A 21,382-nucleotide genomic window follows, 5' to 3' on the forward strand; every position below is an offset into this window, starting at 1 on the left:
TACGGGCCGGGATTTTTGGCGTCTCTGGGGCAAACGTTTAAATTTGAAAGAGAATAGTGTTATTTTATAATCAATCGTGCATCCGTCTGCTACAAATGTCCAAGTTCAATTGTTAAGATATTACCAGGCAAAACCATGAAAGCGCATACAAGAGGAGGAATCTCTAGGATGAGTAAAAAGATCAGGAGAAAGGCACTCACGGCTTCAATGGCTGGCGTGCTGCTGCTGTCCGTCATTACCCCTATGCCATTCTCTAACCCGCTTCAAGCTGCTCCGGCGGCTGCCGCTCAGGCCGCTACTGCTCCGGCACAGGTAACCGCCGATTGGTACAAGACGTACCAGACCATGGACGGCGTGGGCGCCGCTTATGCTTATACGGACTCCGTGCATATGCTGCAGCTCGCTTCCGCCGGCCATCAGGATACCGTCAGGCATCTGCTCGATCTGACCTTCAGTGAACAGAAGGGTACAGGCCACGACATTGTGAGAGTGATCATCGGCGACAACGGCGGTCTGACCGCTTCCGGGGCAACGGCGGCCAGCCCGGGCTTCAACCCGCTTACCAGTCTCCTGGCCGATGTGAACAATCCCGGCTTCGACATTGAAGGAAATGCCATTCCCATGCGCGGGACAGCGGGACAATACGGCTACAAGATCGAAGCGGAGAACCGTTATTACGATGGCAATACCGACAGCATCTGGCCGGTGGAACCGGAGCACGCTCCCGGAACCCTTGTACCTGTGCAAGACTTCATCTGGGACTATCCCTCCTGGAATCAGCCGATCGGCAATGACGACGGCGGTCCGACCAATCTTCTCAGCAAGCCCGGTGAACAGCCGGTAGTCATCAAGAACTCCCCGCGTACCCGCAAAGAGCTGTTCGATATCGATCAGGTCTGGACCATGCTTCAGGCCCAGCAGTATGGCGTCAAGCAATTCTACGCCTGCACCTGGACCGTACCTTACTGGATGAGCCAATCCAACACCAATTCTCCCAGCAAAATTATCCGCAGCGACACCGCCACCATTAACGGACAACCGGTCAAAATATATTATCAGGCCTATGCAGATTATCTTGTCAATTATATCCGCGGCATGTGGGAGCAGTGGGGGATTCCGATTACTCACATCAATCCTTTTAACGAAGTCGATCTGGCGAACGGCTCCGCCGCTTACGTTACTGAACTGATTAACGGCTATATCGGGCCTGCCTTGAAGAAATCGATGCAGCCCGGCGGCGCTCTTTATGATATCCGTAACCCGGAAGGCAAGCTCATCGACTTCATCCCCCAGCTTGCCGCAGTGGACGGCACGAATCTGGGCGCTTCCTTAAGCAGAGGCGGTGAAGTGTTCTCGCAGACGGACCCGGACAATGCGCTTGACAAGAATCCGTACCTCGATGTATTCACCACCCATCTCTACGGTACGGTCGGCATCGGTACGGATGAGAACAAGCTGTACCACACCGGTGATTTCTCTAAGAGTCCTCTGGATTACACCAGGGATGGCAGCAAATATCCCGAATGGCTGAACAAGTATAAGCTCTGGCAGGCAGAATTCATGAACCAGGACACCGGTGACGGGTCGGCCGGCGCATACACCCAGCGGTACGGCAATCAGAATATCAATGACGCCGTGCGCTGGTCCAATCTGATGACGAATATGTTCACCAGCAATCCGGGCTTTAACGGCTTTGTCTGGTGGAGCATGTGGGACAGCAACGGCGCGGACGGCTCTGACCTGATCCGCTTCGTGAGTACCAATTCCCAGCAGGAGCCGGGACGGATCAGTACACTGACGGGTGAATACCGGTTGTTCAAGCGCTTTTACGGCTACGGCCATTTCTCCCGGTTCATGAATCCCGGCGATGTGCGCTTTGATGTTACACGCGTACCCGCGCCCGATCTGAATGTGGTCGGCTTCAAGAATCCGGTTACCAGTGATTTCTCCATCACAGTATCGAATGCGAACAACGATGACAGCGTTCAGCCGCTGGAATTCAATCTGAAGGACTTCCCGGACGGAACGGACAGTGTGACCGTGTTCCGCACCTCGGGAAGCGAGAATCAGAAGAAGCTGGGCACCATTCCGGTAAGCGGCGGCAAGTTCGTTATTGACATTCCGTCCGCCAGCATCGTGACGATTGTTCCGTCCAAGGGCACCTTTGCCACCTATCACGGACTTGACGGGGAACGCGACATTTTCTCCACGCTGGAAGGAGAGGCTAATGACAACCATGTGCCCGGTGACAGCGCAGGCCAGGCGGGCCGGGCCAACGAGGCAGTGACCCTGGGCGACGGCGGAGTTCTTGCATACAAGAATGTGAACTTCGCAGACGGCTCGGCGAACGGCGGAGTAGTCCGCAGACACTTGCTGTACCTTACCGCCCAGACGAAATCGGCCCAGGGGGGCAAGCTTGCCGCTTATGTGCTTCCGGTGGGGACTGCTGTCAGCAGCACTGCCGATATTCTGTCCGAAGGTACGCGGGTTGCAGCGATTCCGGTACCGGCCAACGACAGCTACGGCAAATTCCAGGCTATGGTCGATACCGGTGATCTCAGTGCTTACGGGCACAAGGACCTCTATATTGTGGCTGAGCTGAGCGGAGCTGACGGTACCATTACCGTTGACCGCTTCCTGTTCGGCGCAGGCGATTCAGACTGGAGTGCAGCCGCCAATAACTCGGTCGTGACGATTCCGGGGAACCTGCTGCTGAATGGTGATTTCGATACAGCCACAAGCGTAAGCACCGATCACTGGTCGGCAGGCCGTTACAATAACGGCAGCTTCGAGCCTGCTGTCACAGGACCAGTACTCACAGCTGATACGATACAGAGCTACTCGGGACTCTCCCGCTACCTGAAGAACAGCTCCACCTCCAAGGTAGCCGGGTCCGGCAAGCTTGCAGGCCGCATCAGTGCTGCGGAGCAGTATGACGGTATCTGGCAGGATGTGACCGGCAAGCTAAGCCCGGGAGAGAGCTATAATTTCAAGGGCTATTTCCTCTCGATGATGAGCCGTCCGGACAGCTATGATGTCGCAGCAGAGCATCCCGGAGATGTGGAAGTGGCGCTGGTGTATTACGACAAGGACGGAGTTCAGCTTGGCATTGAGCCGGTCAACGGACGCGATATGCCGGAACCTTATGCTGCCCGTGAGGCCGGAGATCCGGCATACTGGCAGAACGGCAAATTGATTGGACGTATTCTTGAAGGCGGCCCGCTGGGTCTCAGCTCCTTCCAGCCTGTGGATGTGAAGGTGGCGGATTGGCATGAGACGCCTAATCAGCCGTTTACGTACGACGAACCCGCAGGGACAGCGAAGGTAGTGCTGGCGGTGTATGCGAAGGATGCCAACATCCTGTATGCCGACCAAATGTCGCTTACCCCTGAGGTTATTGTCTCGCGCAACCTCTTTATCGATGGTGTTCAGCCGTCTGATTTTGACCAGGCGAAGCTGGAATATACATTTACGGTGACCGGAAACGCCATTCCGAAGGTAACGGCGGTGACCAGCGATCCGGCTGAGCTTGTGAGTGTCTCGCAGGCGAACAGTGCGCAAGGCACGGCAGTGGTTCGTTTTATCAAAGGCGGGCAAGTGAAGACCTACAAAATCTTCTTCCGTACGAACGAGGCGGTTGATTTCTCGAATGGCCTTCCGGCAGGCTGGGAGGTGGTGAACCCGGCTGATCCGCAGACTGCACTCCGTTATAGCGCAGACGGGGCGGAGCTTCAGACCTTGAAGAGCGATACGGACTATCCGGGCAGCCATAATATGCTGCAGCTTCCGGGCTCCGCTGAAGGCAACTGGACGCTGACGGCGAAGCTCACCGTTGACAAACCGCTGAATGATCCGTCCATGGGCGAGAATGCCCAGGTTGGGCTTGGCATCAGCGGCAGTTCAAGCGGAGAATTTTACCGGATCAATGCCAGAAAGGTCAGCAGCAATATCAAAGTCAATAATTCAGGCAAAACCGGCACCCAGTCCTTCACCAACAATACGAATCAGACCAACCTGAGCGGGACTAATTATTACTTGCGGATTGTAAAAGAAGGCAATGTGGTGCAAGGCTATTTCTCGACCAACAGCGGTTCCTTCTGGACCACAATGGGCAATCCGTCCACGTATACCCCGGAATTCTTCAAGGCTGCCAGGGTGCAATTGTATGGAACCAATACAAGCGCTGTTACGGACTTCAAAGTCACCTTCTCAGGAGTTACCCTGGCGAAGACCCTGGGCGAGACGGGAGAGATCTGGCCGGAGGGAAGCAAGCTTGAGGCTACCAGTGTTACGCGCACCGGGGTTACCTTATCGTGGCCCGCGGCAATGGATAATCTGGGCGTTACCGGCTACCGCATCTACAACGGGATCGATGCCGAGCCGCTGCTTGTAACCGGCATTGAGCCGGTGGAGACCCCAGCCGGAGCCGTATACCGTTATGAGATATCCGGGCTGCTGCCGAACACGCAGTATACCTTCAAAGTGGAGGCAAGAGATGCTGCGGGTAACTGGAGTAAGGACGGACCTTCCACTATGGTGACCACCCTGCCGGGTGAAGACATCACACCGCCGGTCTGGGCGGAAGGAAGCAAGCTTGAAGCTTCCGGCATCATGAGTGACGGGTTGACGCTGACCTGGTCGGCTACGGCCACAGATGACAGCGGCATTTACGGGTACCGGATTACGAACGGAACCGGAGACCAGCCGATTACGGTTACAGATGCTGTGTACACGGAGACCGTAACCGGAGCCGTATATAGCTATCAGGTCACGGGATTGCAGCCGGGTACTACGTATAGCTTCAAAGTGGAGGCAGGAGATACGGGCGGCAATTGGAGTGCCGATGGGCCTTCGGTGTCAGCAACCACGCTGCCTGCTGAAGATACCACACCTCCGGTCTGGCCGGAGGAGAGCATGCTTGAAGCTTCACGGATTACGGCATCCGGCCTTGTGTTAACCTGGACGCAGGCTGCTGACGATACGGGAGTGACAGACTACAAAGTCTATAGGGGATCAGAGGAAATTGCTGCGTTGTCTGGAACAGAGCTGCGGTACGAGGTTACCGGGCTTGCTGCGGGAACAGCGTATCATTTCTCGGTGCAGGCCGGGGATGAGGCCGGGAATTGGAGCAAGAATGGTCCCGCTCTCTCTGTGACTACGCTAAAAGACAGCGGAGGTCCGTCTGAGCCGACGCCAGCACCAACGCTGAAACCGACGCCAACACCAACACCAGCATCTACACCAGCGCCGACATCTGCGCCTGGATCTATGACGTCATCTGCACCAACGCCAACCCCAGTGCCTGGAACAGTGGTTTCGCCAACACCGTCACCGGCTGTAACTCCGGCACCTTCTCCGGTGCCTGTCAGCCCATTCCGGGATGTGCAGGCCAAGTATAGCTGGGCATCCGAGGCGATTGACACCCTATACGGGCTGGGTATTATCACAGGAACCTCCGGTACGACGTTTAACCCGGAGAAGAACATTACGAGAGCAGACTTTGTGCTGATGCTGGTGCGGGCATTGGGACTTGAAGCGGAGGCAGAGGCAGATTCCAGCTTCGCGGATGTCAATCAGGGAACCTATTATTATGAAGCACTGGGCATCGCCAAGAAGCTGGGCATCATCCAGGGAGTTGACGGCAGCAGGTTTAATCCGAAGAGTGAAATCACCCGACAGGACATGATGGTTATTGCTTCCAGGGCGCTGAAGGCGGTGAGCAAGTTACCGGTCAGCGGCAGCGCCGGAGATTTAAGCAGCTATGTGGACCGGAATGAAGTGGCGGAGTATGCCGTGGATAGTGTTGCAGCTCTGGTAAGAGCAGGCATTGTGCAGGGAGACGGCACATCCATTCACCCTGAAGCGGCTACCACGAGGGCGGAAGCCGCTGTCATGATCTTCCGTATACTGAAGAGGTAGGGAAGTCCCTCCGAAGGTAGAAGGTTAGAACCACAGAACCACAGAACCATATAACCATATAACCATATAACCATAGAACCATAGCATCACAGCACCGCAGCATCACAGCATCACAGCATATAACCCTCATGTCCGCGAGCGCCCCCCATCGTAAGATGGGCCGGATGCTGGCCGGCCGGAGGGTTATTTGGCTATTTGGATGGAGATTTCCATCCATAAAGTTTAATTGAAGCAAACTTTCGGTGATAGTTGTATTCTGCGCAATTAAAAACAGTGAAAAGACAGCCTTTGCTCTCCTAACTGTAGTCTGTACAACTAAATCTGCCCAAACTGGCGAGAACCCCGGTACAACTGGAATTTTTAATGTACGAATGGACCTCCGTCAAGAAAGTGGACACAAAAAAAGTGAATTATGCATGTTTTCTCTTTTTAAACTGCGCAGCAAACTGAACAGGGGAAACATAACCCAGCGCACTATGGATTCGCTTGCGATTATAAAAAAATTCAATGTACTGGAAGATCTCGTGCTTCGCCTGCTCCTTCGTTTTGAACTTCGTGCAGTAGACGAACTCTTTCTTTAGGAGGCTATGAAAGGATTCGATGCAGGCATTGTCATAGCAATTTCCCTTGCGGCTCATGCTGGCCTTCATGTGGTACTTCTCTAGGCGTTTACGGTACTCTACAGAGGCATATTGCGAACCCCGATCCGAGTGATGGGTGAGCCCCTTCTTTGGCCGTTTAGCCTGGTAGGCGTCCTCCAGTGCGCCTAGCACCAGTTCGGTCGTCATTCGGTCATCTACCTTAAAACCCACAATCTCTCTCGTACAGAGGTCCAGCACGCTGGCCAGATACAACCGGCCTTCCCGGCAGGGAATGTAGGTGATGTCCGTGACCCAGACTCGGTTGGGTTCGTCCGTTTTAAACTCTTGGTTCAGCAGGTTCGGAGCAATGGGCAAATCGTGATGAGAGTCGGTCGTCTTCACGTGAAAACGCTTGGCGACACAGGAGCGTAAACCTAGCTCTTGCATGTATTTCCCCACCGTCCGCTCGCTAACCGTGTAGCCTTCTTTCTGTAGAAGCTTGGTGATTTTGGGACTGCCGTAACGTCTCTGGTTATCCTTGAAATGATAGGTGATTCGTTGGAGCAACTTTGCCTTACGCTCCGCTTGGGGGCTGGTTTTCTTCTCGCGCCACTTGTAAAATCCGCTCCGGGAAACCTTGAGCATGCTGCACATCTTCTCCACTCGAAACTCAGAGCGATGGGTTTCGATGAACTGAAATCTCAGTTCTTTGGTTTGCTGAAGATGTGCACCGCTTTTTTTACGATGGCAAGCTCCTCTTCGACGTCTGCAATGCGCTGCGCTCTTGCTCGTAGTTCCTTTTCCTGTTCTGCCAATCGCTGCTCCAGTTCGCGAACCTTTTCCGCACTATTTAGAGGTTCGTTGCTGAATTCCCGATACTTCGCCAGCCAGTTGTGCAGCACGCCAGGGGAGATCCCCAGTTCCTCCCCAATCTCCACCACTGACTTTGTTTGTTCCTGAATGTACTTCACCGTTTCTCTTTTAAAGGTTTCATTGTATCGCTGCCGTTGTTCACCCATGGGAACACCTCCTCGTTAAGTTCATTATTCGTGCTTTCTTAACGGGTGTCCACTTTTAATTCTAACTGCAGAAATGCAGCTAAACGGAAATTTAGCGGTAAATCCGACGATCCAGTTGTACAAAGTGCAGTTAAGTCTCCTTTCATGTGCGCCTAAATCGAGTGGATGACAGCAGAACCTTAATAAGCCAGCGCCTCATTCCCGCAACAGTCATTTGGATGCTGTAGGCGCTGGAATAACAGTAACTGCATTTTATACAATGGAATGCTGTAAAAAAGGCTTCAAAATAGATTCTATTGTATTCGGTACAGGCCTGTTGATTAGCCAAAAAAAGGTAGCAAAAAGGCCACTCATTCGGTAAAGTGTTTGTACCCCTACAAACATCCGAAACGAGGCGACCTCATGAAAAAGTCTACTTCAATCTCGAACATTCTGCAATTAGTGATTCCTGAAGAGAAACTCTCACCGTTTCTTCAAGAACTTGAATATGTCGATACAGCAAGAAAGTTTACCGTCTATGACCTCTTTTTATTCTTGGCGGAGGCTTCGTTCCAGCAGTGGGAGGGATATCGGGATGGTGAAGTACGCATGGATTCCAGCGGCCTTAGACCCGTAGACCATTCAACGCTTTCCAAAAAAGCGAAAGATGTTCCCTTCGAGCTTTTTAAGCAATTGCTGAACCTCATGATTGATCTGTGTAATCGCTCGACCCGAAGACATTTAGGGATTCCCAAAGCCTTACTTCTCGTCGATTCCACCAAAATTACCGTCGGGAAAGAACGGCTTCCTTGGGCTCCGCTGAAAGGCGAACGCGCAGGAATCAAATTACACGTGTCGGTGGTGGCCGATGAAGGCCGGCTCTTTAAGGTGACCGAGACCACAGGGAATTCCCATGATTTTAAAAGCTGTCCCGAGCTGATCGACAAACGGTTTATTATCGTAGCCGATCGGGCGTATGGCAGTCACAAACGATTCGATGAGTATCTGGAGCAGCACCAATGCTTTGTCATTCGGCTTCGGGACAACACGCTCTTTCAGTCCCCGGTTGCCCGGATACGAAGCGAACCCTTCACAGGAACTCTCGAACAAGATTTCACCTGCCAATTAGGAAAAGGACAACGGCTTTCCAAGAACCGTTTTCGCGTAGTAATTCTAAGAGACCCACAAGGCAACCCGGTGATTCTTGCTACGAATCTGCACTGGCACTCCGCTGAGCGGATTGCAGAAATTTACAAGAAGCGGTGGCAGATCGAAGTGTTTTTTCGCTGGATTAAGCAGCATTTAAACATTCCAACCTTATTTGGGACCACACCCAATGCTGTGTACGGACAGTTGTATACCGCTTTACTGGTTTATGTGTTATTGAAATTCCTCTTTGACAAAGGAAATGCAGTGGTTCATTGGAGCGCCAAACTAACGTTTGCCGATTTTGACCGCTTATTTACGCTGCAACGATTACCCGTAGAATGGATTACTTTTTTGACTAATAATCTTACATTCCCATAATTTAGCTAATCAACAGGCGTGTATTCGGTACAATTGAATATTGAAAAAAGCCCTTTTTTCACCCAAAACCCAACATTCTACTGTATAGAATACAATAGAATCTCCTTTTACGATCAGTTATGCGTATTCTATTGCAGGATATACAATCAGCTGTACTAGTCCCCCATAATCCTAATCTCCGTATCCACCCGCTTCGCTGCTTCAAGACCATTGGCTCTCAGGAGCAGCGCATTGATAATCTCCTCGCCCCAGTTCTGCTCGTTCTGGGAGATGATCCGGGTAATCTGCCCGTTGTCCATGGCCTGCTTCAGGGCAGGGGTGAGGCCCAGCGCAAAGTTATAGCGCTTCAGCCCCTTGGCCTTCCAGACCAGGACGGAGCTTGCGCTGGAGACGAAATCCAGATTGACCAGCGCGCTGAAATGGGGATGGTCGGAGATCATCTGCTCCAGCTGCCGGGCGGCCAGCTCTTCGCTGCCGTCATTGTGCCGCACCTCCAGAACATCGATCTCCGTATACCGGTTCAGGTAATTCTGCAAGCCGTGCAACCGCTCCCGCGTGCTCTGCATCCGGGACATCCCCGACTCGACCAGAATCATCCCTTTGCCGCTGAGCAGCCGGGCCACTGTCTGTCCGATAACCTCGCCGGTGGCCCGGTTGTCTGCTCCGATATAGGCGTCCCGCTTGCTGCCGGGCGAATCCGACTCGAAGCAGACCACGGGAATGCCCTGGGCGGCGGCCTTATTGATAACCCCCGCGATCGCCTGCGAATCAACCGGCGCTATGGCGATGCCGTCTACGCCGCGTTTAATCATCATCTCCATCATGCGGATCTGCTGCTCCAGATTGGCTTCGTCCGGTGCCTGAACCAGCAGGCTGACGTTATGCCTGGCCGCCGCTTCTTCGGCCCGCTCTGTGATCATCTCATAGGAATCATTCACCATCGGGTAGAGAATACCGAAGGTCAGCGGCGGCTCTCGGTCCGGAGTTGACGGGGAGCCGCCGCCGTCTGTAAGCGGGGCGTCCGGCATCCCGTCCGGCCCCGAGCATCCGCCAAGGCCCAGGCCCGCCGCCAGCAGCAGGAGCAGCAGCCGGACCAGCAGGCTGCGCTTTCGGGAGGGGCTCACGAACGCTCCGCTCCTCTGCGGACGGGCTGCAGCCGTTCCTCCGTGCTGCCCTGTCTGCGGTATTCCATCGGGGTCATGCCTGTGACTTTTTTGAACAGATTGGAGAAGTAATGCTGGTCGTTGTAGCCTACCCTGTAGGCGATCTCGAAGGTCTTGTGACCCGTGGACTTCAGCAGCTCCTTGGCTTTATCCATCCGGGTGGCGGTCAGAAATTCGGTAATCGTCTGCCCGGTCGCCTGGCTGAAGGTCTTGCTCAGATGGCTGGGGCTGACCCGGACCACGCTGGCGATATCGTTCAGGGAGAGCTGCTCCTTGCCGTATTGCTCCCCGATATATTGCTTCACCTTGTCAATCAGCTCCCGGTGTTTATCCGCCCCCTCGGACCGCCACGCCCACAGCCGCCTGTATAGCTGCTGCAGATATTGAAGGGCTTCATCCGCAGAGGACACCGCGGTGAGCTCCGGCTGCAATTCACTGAGCAGCCCGGCCTGGCTGCCGGCTGCCCGGAAGCTGAGCTTCGCCGTCTGCACCAGCTCCAGCGTAATGTCGTTCATCAGATAGCAGGCATAGCCGGAATTCCAGTTCACCTGCGCAAGCCCGGCGGATAGCTCCTGCAGGAAGGCGGGCATCTGCTGCTGATCCCCCAGCTTCAGGAACTGGATCAGCCGGCTGCGGTCCAGCAGAACCTCCCGGGCGGCGGACGGGTCCAGATAATCATCCAGCATCGCTGCGGAATGCATCCGGGACATCTTCTTCAGCATCCGGTCATTCTCGGCTTCGAGATAGGAGAGGTGGATGCCCTGAAGGCGCTCATGCGCCTTGCCCTTGCTGAAAGCAAGCTCCGCACCGCAGGCCGCCTTAAGTTGCTGCTTCAGCGTAAGGTACAGCTCATCCAGACTGCGGGCCATCTGTACCGGCTGGCTGCCCTTGCGGATCAGGACCGTCTCGGTTCGGCTGCGCTTATAGGTGAAGCCGCCCGCATGCTCCTTCAGCAGCTGGGCGAACAGCTCCTCCGCATCCGGCGGAGGCTCTAGAGCTTTTACCGCTCCGTCATCCGGGGCATTCAGCGTAAATATCGCTGCGGCATAATAAGGAGCGGTCAATTGCAGCTCTAACTGCTGCGCTGCCTCGATGGCGGCTGCTGTGCTGATCAGGCCCCCGCACAGGTCGGCGAACAGATTCTCGGCGGTATAGGCATATTTTTGCTGCATCCGCAGCTCTTCATCAATTCTGGCACTGACGTTATGCAGCAGCTCCAGCAGATCGGCAGCGCTGAACGGCTTCAGGCAATAATCCTCCACACCGAGCCGCAGCGCAGCCTGGGCATATTGGAAGTCATCGTGGCCGCTCAGAATGATAATCTTCATCTTCGGAAATTGCTGGCGCACAACCGAGCTCAGCTCCAGGCCGTTCATGAACGGCATGCGGATATCGGTAATCAGAATGTCAGGAAGCTGGTCTTCAATGATCGGGAGCGCCAGCTCGCCGTCGGGGGCGTCGCCGCAATAGAGGAAGCCTTCCTTCTCCCAGTCTATACATTGCCGGATATTCTCACGGATCAGAATCTCATCATCCACCAGCATAATCTTCTTCATCCTTGGACCCCCTGTTCTTGGGTATACGAACCGTAATATGTGTGCCGTAGCCTTCCGTACTGTCCAGCCGTATTCCATATTCCGCCCCGAAGTACAGCCGCAGCCGCTGATGCACATTCTGCAGGCCGAAGCCGCTCTGCTCCGCATCTGTATCTCCCGCTTGGACGGGCTGCTCGATGGAGGCTCTGAGGGCTTCGAGCCGTTCTCCGGGAATTCCGATGCCGTTGTCTGATACGGTAAGCATGATGGTGCCCCCGTCACTGTAGCCGCCAATACGGATCAATCCCTTGCCCCGCTTATTCTTGATTCCGTGGTACAGGGCATTCTCAATCAGCGGCTGCAGCGTCATATTCAGAATCGGATATTCCTGCAGCTCCTCGTCAATCTCAATCCTGAACTCCAGAATGTCGCGGTAGCGCATCTGCTGGATGATCAGATAGCTGCGCGCGTGATCCAGCTCCGAGCGGATCTGTACCCAGTCGCGCCCTTTGTTCAGACTCAGCCGGAAGAAGCCTGAGAGCGCCTTCACCAGCCGGATCACGCCATCGTGATTGCCGGCTTCCGCCATCCAGACAATCGAATCCAGCGTGTTGTACAGAAAATGCGGGTTGATCTGCGCCTGAAGCGTCCGCAGCTCCGCCTTCTGGAGCTGCTGCTGCCTGCGGATGCTCTGCGCCAGCAGCTCCTTGATCTGCTCAACCATAATGTTGAAGCTCTGCCCCAGATCGGCGATCTCATCGCGGCCGTCCGGCTTCACTTTGGCTTCCAGATAGCCGCTTGCGGTCAGGCGCATCTTGTGCTGAAGCAGCTGGATGGGCCGGGTCAGCCGCCGGGTGAGCAGATAATGGAGAGTGATGGCGAACAGGATGCTTAAGCCTACACTGATGATAATCAGCTGCCTGATCCGGTTGGCCTCGGCCACAATCTCCTGGAGCGGGGCAGTACCGATAATCGTCCAGTCCGTCGCTTGAGAAGAGGTGTGGACGATGAACCGGGGCGGACCGGTGGTCTGCTGCACGAAGCTCCCGCTGCGCTCCAGCTCCCGTGCGGGAAGCCGGGTCGCCTGAACCAGAGCAAGCTCCGCCGCCGAGACAGGCGGCACATAAATGGGATTGCTCTGCGCATCGGTCAGGTAGAAGAACCCGGTGGTCCCGATTGTGACCCTGTCGCAGAAGTCTTTAATGAAGGAATCGCTGAGATCCACAATGATGAAGCCGATAACCTCATGTGTGATCCGCTGCTTGACCGCTGTCATGATCGAGATGACGCCCTGGCTCCCGTACGTGAAGCCGTCGACCCGGTCATAGCTTGACATCAGGGACGGCGGAATCCTGAGAATCAGCTCCGGGCTGCGGGCCAGCTCCTGAAAATGCGGGCTACGCAGCGGATTGCTGCCTGACTGGAAGATGCCCCTGCGCTCGCTGATGCCTTTGCCGTATAGATTAATCAGGCTGATATTGAGTACATTGTCATATTTGTAGGTATCCCGGTAGAGTGTGAAGGTCTGAAGAATATCCTTGGCCTCCTGGTAGGTCTCAGATTGGGAGAACAGGAAGTGAATCACCTGCGGATTATTGCTTAGCTCCAGGAGGCGCTCGGTATCCTTGAACAGGTTATCGATATTCGTCCCCAGCAGATCGGCCTGCAGCATACTTGAAGCCTTGCTGTGGCTGGAAATGGACTGGTAGGATTTCTGGTACGAGATGAGGCCGACGGCAATCAGCGGTATTGTGGACAGCACAATGAACAGAGCCAGCAGTTTGGCTCTCAGACTGGAGGAGATCCAGCGTGTGATCCGCATCATCGGAGTTCCCTTTCACAAGTAGAGTAGAGAATAGAGTAGGTTCACTCTCTAGTTTATAACAAATATTGGAATGCTGGAACAAAAAAGAAAGCGTAAACAAAATTCCCACCTTTTGAATAAAAAAATACACCTGAGCCTCCCGCCCGGAGAAACAAAGCCAAAAATAGAAAGCAAACGCCAAAGGCTGCCCATATAAAACCCCGCCTGTAAGCGTTTAAAATGGGCACAACACCGCAAAACAAGGTGAACACCCCAGGGGGAGGAAAAAAACGTATGAAGAAGTTCGGGAAAATGGGGGCAGCGCTGCTGCTGACCCTGTCCATGACCATGCTTGGCGCTTGCGGCAACAGCAATGGCGGGAATACGGCGGCGAATGCGGGGAAAAACGGAAATGCAGCCACGGAAGCCCCGGCGGCGGATAACGGAGGCAAGACGGCGGGCAAAAGCATAACGCTCGGATTCTCCCAGGTCGGTGCGGAGAGCGGCTGGCGCAGCGCGAATACGAAGTCGATTCAGGATTCTGCCAAGGAGGCAGGCTATACGCTGAAGTTCTCCGATGCGCAGCAGAAGCAGGAGAATCAGATCAAGGCGCTGCGTTCGTTCATCCAGCAGAAGGTGGATGTCATCTCGTTCTCGCCGGTGGTGGAATCAGGCTGGGATACGGTGCTGAAGGAGGCAAAGGCTGCCGGTATACCCGTGGTGCTGACAGACCGGGCGGTAGACTCCAAGGACACCTCGCTGTATGTCACGTTCCTGGGCTCTGACTTCGTAGAGGAAGGCCGCAAGGCGGGGCAATGGCTGACCGAGCAATATAAGGATGCTGCCGAGGACGTTAATATTGTGGAGCTGCAGGGAACTACTGGCTCTGCACCGGCCAATGACCGGATGGCAGGCTTCGCCGAGGTGATTAAGGGCAATCCCCATCTGAAGATCATCGCTTCGCAGACGGGCGACTTCACCCGGGCCAAGGGCAAGGAGGTTATGCAGGCCTTCCTGAAGGCCAACAAGGATATTGATGTGCTGTATGCCCATAACGATGACATGGCGCTTGGAGCCATTCAGGCGATTGAAGCCGCGGGACTCAAGCCCGGTCAGGATATCAAGATTATCTCGGTCGATGCGGTGAAGGACGGAATGCAGGCCGCCAGTGAGGGCAAAATCAACTTCATCGTCGAATGCAACCCGCTGCTCGGCCCGCAGCTCATGCAGGTGGTCCAGGATATCGTGGACGGCAAAACGGTAGAGCCGCGGATCGTCACCGAGGAGACGACGTTTACCTCCGAGCAGGCCAAGGAAGCTTTGCCCAGCCGCGAGTACTAATCAGCAGACCCTAACCGAATCCGGCTCCGGCGGTGCAGCAGCTGCCGGAGCGGTTCGCTATGGAGAGAAGGAGTGGAGGGAATCATGAACACGCAGATGCCCATTCTGCAAATGACCGGAATCCACAAGCGGTTTCCGGGCGTCAAGGCGCTGAGCGGTGTGAATCTCCGCCTGTTCCCGGGCGAGGTTCATGCCTTGATGGGGGAGAACGGCGCCGGCAAGTCCACACTGATCAAGGTGCTGACCGGCGTCTATTCCATTGATGAAGGCAGCGTGGATATGGAGGGGCGGTCCATTGCTATGCACAGCCCGCAGGAATCACAGGCGGCGGGAATCAGCACCGTGTACCAGGAGGTGAATCTGTGTCCCAATCTGAGCGTTGCCGAGAATATCTTCATCGGCAGAGAGCCGCGGCGGCTGGGACGCATCCATTGGAAGGAGATGAACCGCAGGGCGGCGGAGCTGCTCCGGGAACGGATGAACCTGCAGATTGACGTCACGCTTCCCCTGCAGAGCTACTCCGTTGCGGTCCAGCAGCTTGTGGCGATTGCCCGGGCGCTGAATATCTCCGCCAGGGTGCTGATTCTGGATGAGCCGACCTCAAGCCTGGACCAGAACGAAGTGGAGCAGCTGTTCCGCATCATGCGGAAGCTGAAGCAGGACGGATTGGCGATTCTGTTCGTCACGCATTTTCTGGATCAGATGTATGAAATCTCAGACCGGGTGACCATTCTCCGGGGCGGTGAGCCGGCCGGTGAATACATGGTCTCCGAGCTAAGCCGCCTGGATCTGGTGCTGAAAATGATCGGCAAGGAGCTTGATCTGCTGGAGGAGCTGCCGCAGCTGGCAGCGGAGGACAAGAACAGCCTGGGCGGTGAGCTGATCCGGGCGGAGGGGCTCGGCCGCCGGGGCGGCATCGAGCCGTTCGACCTGTCCATCCGCAAGGGCGAGGTGGTTGGACTGGCAGGGCTGCTCGGGTCAGGGAGGACGGAGGCGGCCCGCCTGTTCTTCGGCGCCGATAAGCCGGATTCCGGGCAAGTCACGCTGGCGGCTTCGGGCGGCGGTATCCGCTCGCCCCGGGAAGCGATCGGGCGGCGGATTGCCTTCTGCTCGGAGAACCGCAAGACCGAGGGCATTATCGGCGATCTGACGGTCAGGGAGAACATCATTCTGGCGCTCCAGGCCAAGAACGGGATGTTCCGCACGATCTCCCGCAAGCGGCAGGAGGAGCTGGCCGAAGAATACATCCGTCTGCTGAATATTAACCCTCCAAGCCCGGAGCAGCTAATCCGGAACCTGAGCGGCGGCAATCAGCAGAAGGTGCTGCTGGCCCGCTGGCTGCTGACCGAGCCGGAGCTGTTCATCCTCGATGAGCCGACACGCGGTATTGACATCGGGGCCAAGGCAGAGATTCAGAAGCTGGTGCTGACGCTGTCGCGGCAGGGCATGTCCTTCCTGTTCATCTCCTCGGAGCTGGAGGAGGTGCTGCGCGTCAGCGACCGGATCGCCATCCTGCGCGACCGCCGCAAGGTGAAGGAAATCTCGGACAAGGACATGAGCCAGCAGCAGATGATGCAGGCGATTGCAGGAGGCTAATCTATGAAGAACCGAATGGTCAAGCATCACTTATTTTGGCCGCTGTGCGTGCTGGCTGCACTGCTGCTGTTCAATCTGTGCTACTCGCCGGACTTCTTCGCGATTACGGTCCATGACGGACATCTGTATGGCAGCCTGATTGATATTCTGAACTTCGGCGCACCGCTTATGCTGGTCGCCATCGGAATGACCCTGGTGGTGGCCACCAAGGGAATCGACCTGTCAGTCGGCTCGATCGTTGCGATCTCCGGGGCTGTTGCCTGCCTGGGCATCAGCAAGGGGGCGGACCAGAACAGCATGGGTCTGATCCTCACCTCGGTGCTGCTGGCTGTAGTGCTCTCGCTGGTGCTCGGCGCCTGGAACGGCCTGCTGGTCTCCGGGGCCGGGATTCAGCCGATTATCGCTACGCTTATATTGATGGTGGCAGGCAGGGGAATCGCCCAGCTGATCACCGGCGGGCAGATCATTACGGTGACCAGCGCGAACTATGCCTATATCGGGTCCGGCTCGCTGGCTGCGCTGCCCTTCTCGATCTTCGTTGTCGCCCTGATGCTGGTGATCGCCCTGCTGCTTACCCGCCGGACGGCCCTCGGCCTGTTCATCGAGTCGGCCGGCTGCAACCCCGCCGCCAGCCTGATGTCCGGCATCCGCGCCCGGTACGTGATTCTGGCCGTGTACGTATTCTGCGGCCTATGCGCCGGCATCGCCGGCCTGCTGCTCAGCTCGAATGTCTCCAGCGCTGACGGCAACAATGCCGGACTCTGGTATGAGCTGGATGCCATCCTGGCCGTGGTCATCGGCGGAACCTCGCTTAGCGGCGGCCGGTTCTATCTCACCGGGACCGTCATCGGCGCGCTGATTATCCAGACGCTGACCACAACCATCTACATGATCGGGGTTCCGCCGGAAATAACACTGGTCGTCAAGGCCTTCGTCGTCCTGGCGGTCTGCCTGATCCAGTCCAGCGCCTTCCGCGCTGCGGTTGCCGCCCGCTGGAAGACGCGGCATTATCCCGCAGAGAAGGAGGTGCGCCGCCATGTCTCTTAACCGCAAGTATATTCCGATTCTCGTCACCATCCTGCTCTTCATCGTCATGTTCGCCGCCGGCTCCTTCCGGTATACCGGCTTCTTCTCGCTTCAGGTGCTGATGAATCTGCTGGTCGACAATGCCTTCCTGCTGATCACGGCAGTAGGCATGTCCTTCGTTATCCTGTCCGGCGGCATTGACCTCTCGGTCGGCTCGGTTATTGCCTTATCGACCATGGTCTCCGCCAGCCTGGTGCAGCAGCACGGCTGGCCGCCTGCAGTTGTCATTCCGCTGGTGCTGCTGATGGGCGCTGTATTCGGCAGCCTGATGGGTGCCATCATCCATTACTTCGACATCCAGCCGTTCATCGTTACGCTGGCCGGCATGTTCCTCGCCCGGGGCTTATGTTATGTCATCAGCATTGATACCATTACTATAGACAATGCCTTCTACACGGCAGTGGCCCAGACGAGAATTCCGCTGCCCGGCGGCAGCTTCCTGTCGATCAGCGCCGTGATCGCCCTGCTGGTCGTGGCCGGGGCAATCTTCACCGCCCACTATACCCGGTTCGGGCGCAATGTGTACGCGCTGGGGGGCAGCGAGCAGTCGGCCCTGCTGATGGGCCTGCCGGTGGCCCGGACCAAGGTGCTGGTCTATACGCTCAGCGGACTGTGCTCGGCGCTGGCGGGAGTGGTCTTCACCTTCTATATGCTGTCCGGGTACGGACTGCATGCGGTCGGCTTCGAGCTGGATACCATCGCGGCCGTCGTCATCGGCGGCACCTTGCTGACTGGTGGCGTAGGTTATGTGCTGGGGACCTTCTTCGGCGTACTGATCCAGGGCGTGATCCAGACGATTATCAGCTTCGAGGGGACCCTAAGCTCCTGGTGGACTAAGATTGTCATCGGCTTGCTGCTGTTTATCTTCATCCTGCTGCAGCGTGTATTAAGCTCCAGGCGGCTGACGCTCAAAGAATAAAGAAGCCGCTGGAAGCGGCCAAACCAATAGGGGAGACAAATTGTACTTGTCTCCCCTATTTTTTGCTATATAATTGTAACCGCATCCAATTCTATCGAGTCAAGGAGTGATTACCCTGCGAACGGTTCTTAGACGTCTGACCCTGCTGCTCCTGGTGGGGCTGCTGCTTCTGCTGCTGGGCGGCTGCTCGGAGAGCGCGAACTCCGGCGTACAACAGGCTGTGCCCACGCCGCAGCATTCTCCAGCGGTTCTTACCGGCCTGCTGCCTTCAGGGGATACTGCCGCCGCTAAACAGGTGGTGCTGGGCTTCTCGCAGCTCGGATCGGAGAGCACCTGGCGGGAGGCGAACACCGCTTCGATCCGCGAGGCCGCCGCAGAGGCAGGGATTACGCTGCTGCTAAGTAATGCAGAACAGGATCAGCAGAAGCAGTTCGAGGCGATCCGTTCTTTTATCAGACGCAAGGTGGATGTAATCGCGGTGGCCCCGGTGGTGCAGACCGGCTGGGAGCCGGTTCTGCTGGAGATCCGGCAGGCCGGGATTCCGGTGATTATTGTGGACCGTTCCGTGAATGTGGAGGACCGCTCGCTGTATGTGACTTTTATCGGCTCTGACTTCTATCAGGAAGGGGTCAAGGCAGCCAAGTATGTGATTGACAAGCTGCGCCATCACCCTGAGGCGATCCGCATTGCCGAGCTGCAGGGCACGGTAGGCTCCACGCCGTCCATTGACCGCGGGCGCGGTTTCCGCAAGCTGATTGAGGAGCGGCCGAACCTTGAGATTACGATGAGTGCTCCTGCGGATTTTACACAGAGCGGGGGACGCGAGGTCATGCGGACGTTTTTGCAGCAGCCGAGGGAGAAGTGGCCCCGGGTGCTCTTTTCCCATAATGATGATATGGCGATTGGTGCGGTAGACGCGATCCGTGAGGCGGGGCTTGTGCCGGGTGAGGATATGATTATCGTGTCGGTGGATGGTACGCGCCGGGCGTTCGAGCAGATGACGGCGGGCAATATTAACGCGGTGGTGGAGTGCAATCCGCTGCTGGGGCCGCTGCTGATGCAGGCGGTCGCCGAGATTATGGCCGGGCGGACGCTGCCCAAGCGGATGGTGACGCCGGAGGATATCTATACACAGGAGCTGGCGGCGATGGAAGTGGAGAACCGCAAATATTGAGAGACAAAATACCAAAAAATTTCAACTTTTCAAACAAAAATCTACATTGTTCCCGGGCGGGAACTGGTTTAAGATGATCACGAATAACAAATATTAGTAGATTCATTCAAAGAATACAAGGGAAGGGAGGCTGTCAGGAATCCGGCATTTGTAACGCATCCGATTGAAAGGGTTTACAACACTTTGTAATGGAGGTGCATGTTAATGTTCAAAAAGCTCTCGGTGCTGGCCATGACCTTCGTGCTGCTGCTGGGCTGTCTGCCTATGCTCCCGGCACATGCGGCGGGCAATGCTACGGCTAAGCAGCCCGGCAATTCTAACCCGCTGATGGATCACAAGCTGGGTGCCGACCCCTTCGCGCTCACGTATAACGGCAGAGTCTACATCTACATGTCCAGCGATGCCTATGTCTACAACAGCAATGGAACAGTAAAGGACAATGATTTCAGCGCACTGAACAAAATTAATGTCATCTCGTCGGCAGATATGGTGAACTGGACCGATCACGGCGCGATCCCGGTAGCCGGAGCCAACAATGTGAACGGCTCTGCCGGGATTGCCAAATGGGCCTCGCTCTCCTGGGCGCCTTCGGCAGCCGTGAAGAAGATTAACGGGCAGGACAAGTTCTTCCTGTACTTCGCCAACGGCGCGTCCGGCATCGGTGTATTAACCGCCAACTCTCCGCTCGGCCCGTGGACTGATCCGCTGGGCAAGGCGCTGGTGACTGGCAGCACACCCGGAATGTCCGGCGTAACCTGGCTGTTCGATCCGGCGGTGCTGGTTGACGATGACGGCAGCGGATACCTGTATGCCGGCGGCGGCATCCCGAACACCTCCGATCCGGCATCCATTGCGAATCCCAAGACTGCGCGTGTTCTCCGCCTGGGCGCGGATATGACGAGCATTGTTGGAAGCGCATCCACCATTGATGCCCCTTACATGTTCGAGGATTCCGGCATCCACAAGTACGGCGGCAAATATTATTATTCCTATTGCATCAACTTCTCGGGCACTCACCCGGCGGCCTATCCGGCAGGTGAAATCGGCTATATGGTGAGCAACAGCCCGATGGGCCCGTTCACCTATACCGGTCATTTCCTGAAGAATCCGTATACCTTCTTCGGGGTAGGCGGCAACAACCACCATGCGGTGTTCAACTTCAATAACGAGTGGTATGTGGTGTACCATGCCCAGACTGTGGCGAAGGCTGTACTCGGCGACGGCAAGGGCTACCGCTCCCCGCATATCAATAAGCTGTTCCATAATTCCAACGGGACCATTCAGGAGGTTCAGGGTAATATGGCGGGCGTCGCCCAGATTGCCAATCTGAACCCGTATAACCGGGTCGAAGCCGAGACGATTGGCTGGAACGCGGGCATCACCACTGAACGCTCCCAGGCTTCCGGCGGTCCGGTAGGCAATATGAATGTGACCAGTATTAACAATGGAGACTGGGTTGCTGTCGGCAATGCCGATTTCGGCAACGGTGCGTCCAGCTTCAAGGCGAACGTGGCGTCAGCCACAGGCGGCGGCAAAATCGAAATCCGGCTCGACAGCGCAACCGGCCCGCTGGTCGGTACGCTCAACGTTCCTGCTACAGGAGGAGCGCAGTCCTGGCAGGAGGTACAGACTTCAGTCAGCAACGCGACCGGGGTGCACCGACTCTATCTTGTCTTCACCGGATCAGGCTCCGGTAACCTGTTCAACTTCGATTACTGGCAGTTCTCATCCGGCGGCGA

General features: G+C 56.0%; 12 protein-coding genes and 1 pseudogene. 8 read left to right on the top strand and 5 right to left on the bottom strand.

What is annotated here, in order from left to right:
- Positions 1-168 precede the first annotated feature (168 nt).
- Complete coding sequence (locus MHI24_RS28125) at positions 169-5,919, top strand: S-layer homology domain-containing protein (protein ID WP_340022846.1); 5,751 nt, start codon at positions 169-171, stop codon at positions 5,917-5,919.
- A 410-nt stretch (positions 5,920-6,329) separates the two neighbouring features.
- Here MHI24_RS28125 and MHI24_RS28130 read toward each other — a convergent pair whose 3' ends face one another.
- Both MHI24_RS28130 and MHI24_RS28135 read right to left on the bottom strand, forming a co-directional pair.
- Positions 6,330-7,316, bottom strand: coding sequence for an IS3 family transposase (locus tag MHI24_RS28130; protein ID WP_340026820.1), 987 nt, complete (start codon positions 7,314-7,316; stop codon positions 6,330-6,332).
- The gene (locus tag MHI24_RS28135) at positions 7,202-7,519 is read right to left on the bottom strand and encodes a transposase (RefSeq protein WP_340022847.1); all 318 of its coding nucleotides are present in this window, start codon (positions 7,517-7,519) and stop codon (positions 7,202-7,204) included. Before MHI24_RS28135 ends, MHI24_RS28130 begins: the two co-directional genes overlap by 115 nt.
- Positions 7,520-7,921: 402 nt before the next feature.
- Here MHI24_RS28135 and MHI24_RS28140 point away from each other — a divergent pair, with 402 nt between their 5' ends.
- Positions 7,922-9,025, top strand: coding sequence for an IS4 family transposase (locus MHI24_RS28140; protein ID WP_340020563.1), 1,104 nt, complete (start codon positions 7,922-7,924; stop codon positions 9,023-9,025).
- A gap of 155 nt (positions 9,026-9,180) precedes the next feature.
- Here the strand turns inward: MHI24_RS28140 and MHI24_RS28145 are convergent, their stop codons facing one another.
- Genes MHI24_RS28145 through MHI24_RS28155 form a run of 3 tightly spaced genes read right to left on the bottom strand, consistent with a single transcriptional unit; the run spans position 9,181 to position 13,548 of the window.
- Positions 9,181-10,149, bottom strand: a complete 969-nt coding sequence (locus MHI24_RS28145) for a substrate-binding domain-containing protein (protein ID WP_340022849.1) — start codon at positions 10,147-10,149, stop codon at positions 9,181-9,183.
- Positions 10,146-11,744 (bottom strand): response regulator, encoded by a 1,599-nt coding sequence (locus tag MHI24_RS28150; RefSeq protein ID WP_340022850.1) that lies wholly within the window; start codon positions 11,742-11,744, stop codon positions 10,146-10,148. Before MHI24_RS28150 ends, MHI24_RS28145 begins: the two co-directional genes overlap by 4 nt.
- Positions 11,719-13,548, bottom strand: coding sequence for a sensor histidine kinase (locus MHI24_RS28155; RefSeq protein WP_340022851.1), 1,830 nt, complete (start codon positions 13,546-13,548; stop codon positions 11,719-11,721). The genes MHI24_RS28150 and MHI24_RS28155 overlap by 26 nt, the downstream gene beginning before the upstream one ends.
- Before the next feature lie 273 nt (positions 13,549-13,821).
- Between MHI24_RS28155 and MHI24_RS28160 the strand changes: the two genes are divergently transcribed.
- From MHI24_RS28160 to MHI24_RS28185, 6 genes and pseudogenes are all read left to right on the top strand, one after another.
- Positions 13,822-14,868, top strand: coding sequence for an ABC transporter substrate-binding protein (locus tag MHI24_RS28160; RefSeq protein WP_340022852.1), 1,047 nt, complete (start codon positions 13,822-13,824; stop codon positions 14,866-14,868).
- A gap of 84 nt (positions 14,869-14,952) precedes the next feature.
- On the top strand, positions 14,953-16,464 hold the full coding sequence (locus tag MHI24_RS28165; RefSeq protein WP_340022853.1) for a sugar ABC transporter ATP-binding protein: 1,512 nt from the start codon (positions 14,953-14,955) through the stop codon (positions 16,462-16,464).
- Between the two features lie 3 nt (positions 16,465-16,467).
- Positions 16,468-17,511, top strand: coding sequence for an ABC transporter permease (locus tag MHI24_RS28170; RefSeq protein ID WP_340022855.1), 1,044 nt, complete (start codon positions 16,468-16,470; stop codon positions 17,509-17,511).
- The gene (gene yjfF, locus MHI24_RS28175; protein ID WP_340022857.1) at positions 17,501-18,469 is read left to right on the top strand and encodes a galactofuranose ABC transporter, permease protein YjfF; all 969 of its coding nucleotides are present in this window, start codon (positions 17,501-17,503) and stop codon (positions 18,467-18,469) included. The genes MHI24_RS28170 and yjfF overlap by 11 nt, the downstream gene beginning before the upstream one ends.
- A 106-nt stretch (positions 18,470-18,575) precedes the next feature.
- Entirely contained in the window at positions 18,576-19,643 is a 1,068-nt protein-coding gene (locus MHI24_RS28180; protein ID WP_340022859.1) for an ABC transporter substrate-binding protein, read from the top strand.
- A gap of 204 nt (positions 19,644-19,847) precedes the next feature.
- Positions 19,848-21,371, top strand: a pseudogene (locus MHI24_RS28185) (glycoside hydrolase family 43 protein); the annotation flags it as partial.
- Positions 21,372-21,382 lie beyond the last annotated feature (11 nt).

The organism is Paenibacillus sp. FSL K6-1096, assembly GCF_037977055.1.
Classification (GTDB): Bacteria; Bacillota; Bacilli; order Paenibacillales; family Paenibacillaceae; genus Paenibacillus_AQ.

What these genes read in the sequence shown, in the direction of transcription:
- MHI24_RS28125 (WP_340022846.1), top strand. Translation starts at nt 169, where the DNA reads ATGAGTAAAAAGATCAGGAGAAAGGCACTCACGGCTTCAATGGCTGGC.
- MHI24_RS28135 (WP_340022847.1), bottom strand. Translation starts at nt 7,519, where the DNA reads ATGGGTGAACAACGGCAGCGATACAATGAAACCTTTAAAAGAGAAACG.
- MHI24_RS28140 (WP_340020563.1), top strand. Translation starts at nt 7,922, where the DNA reads ATGAAAAAGTCTACTTCAATCTCGAACATTCTGCAATTAGTGATTCCT.
- MHI24_RS28150 (WP_340022850.1), bottom strand. Translation starts at nt 11,744, where the DNA reads ATGAAGAAGATTATGCTGGTGGATGATGAGATTCTGATCCGTGAGAAT.
- MHI24_RS28155 (WP_340022851.1), bottom strand. Translation starts at nt 13,548, where the DNA reads ATGATGCGGATCACACGCTGGATCTCCTCCAGTCTGAGAGCCAAACTG.
- MHI24_RS28160 (WP_340022852.1), top strand. Translation starts at nt 13,822, where the DNA reads ATGAAGAAGTTCGGGAAAATGGGGGCAGCGCTGCTGCTGACCCTGTCC.
- MHI24_RS28165 (WP_340022853.1), top strand. Translation starts at nt 14,953, where the DNA reads ATGAACACGCAGATGCCCATTCTGCAAATGACCGGAATCCACAAGCGG.
- MHI24_RS28170 (WP_340022855.1), top strand. Translation starts at nt 16,468, where the DNA reads ATGAAGAACCGAATGGTCAAGCATCACTTATTTTGGCCGCTGTGCGTG.
- yjfF (WP_340022857.1), top strand. Translation starts at nt 17,501, where the DNA reads ATGTCTCTTAACCGCAAGTATATTCCGATTCTCGTCACCATCCTGCTC.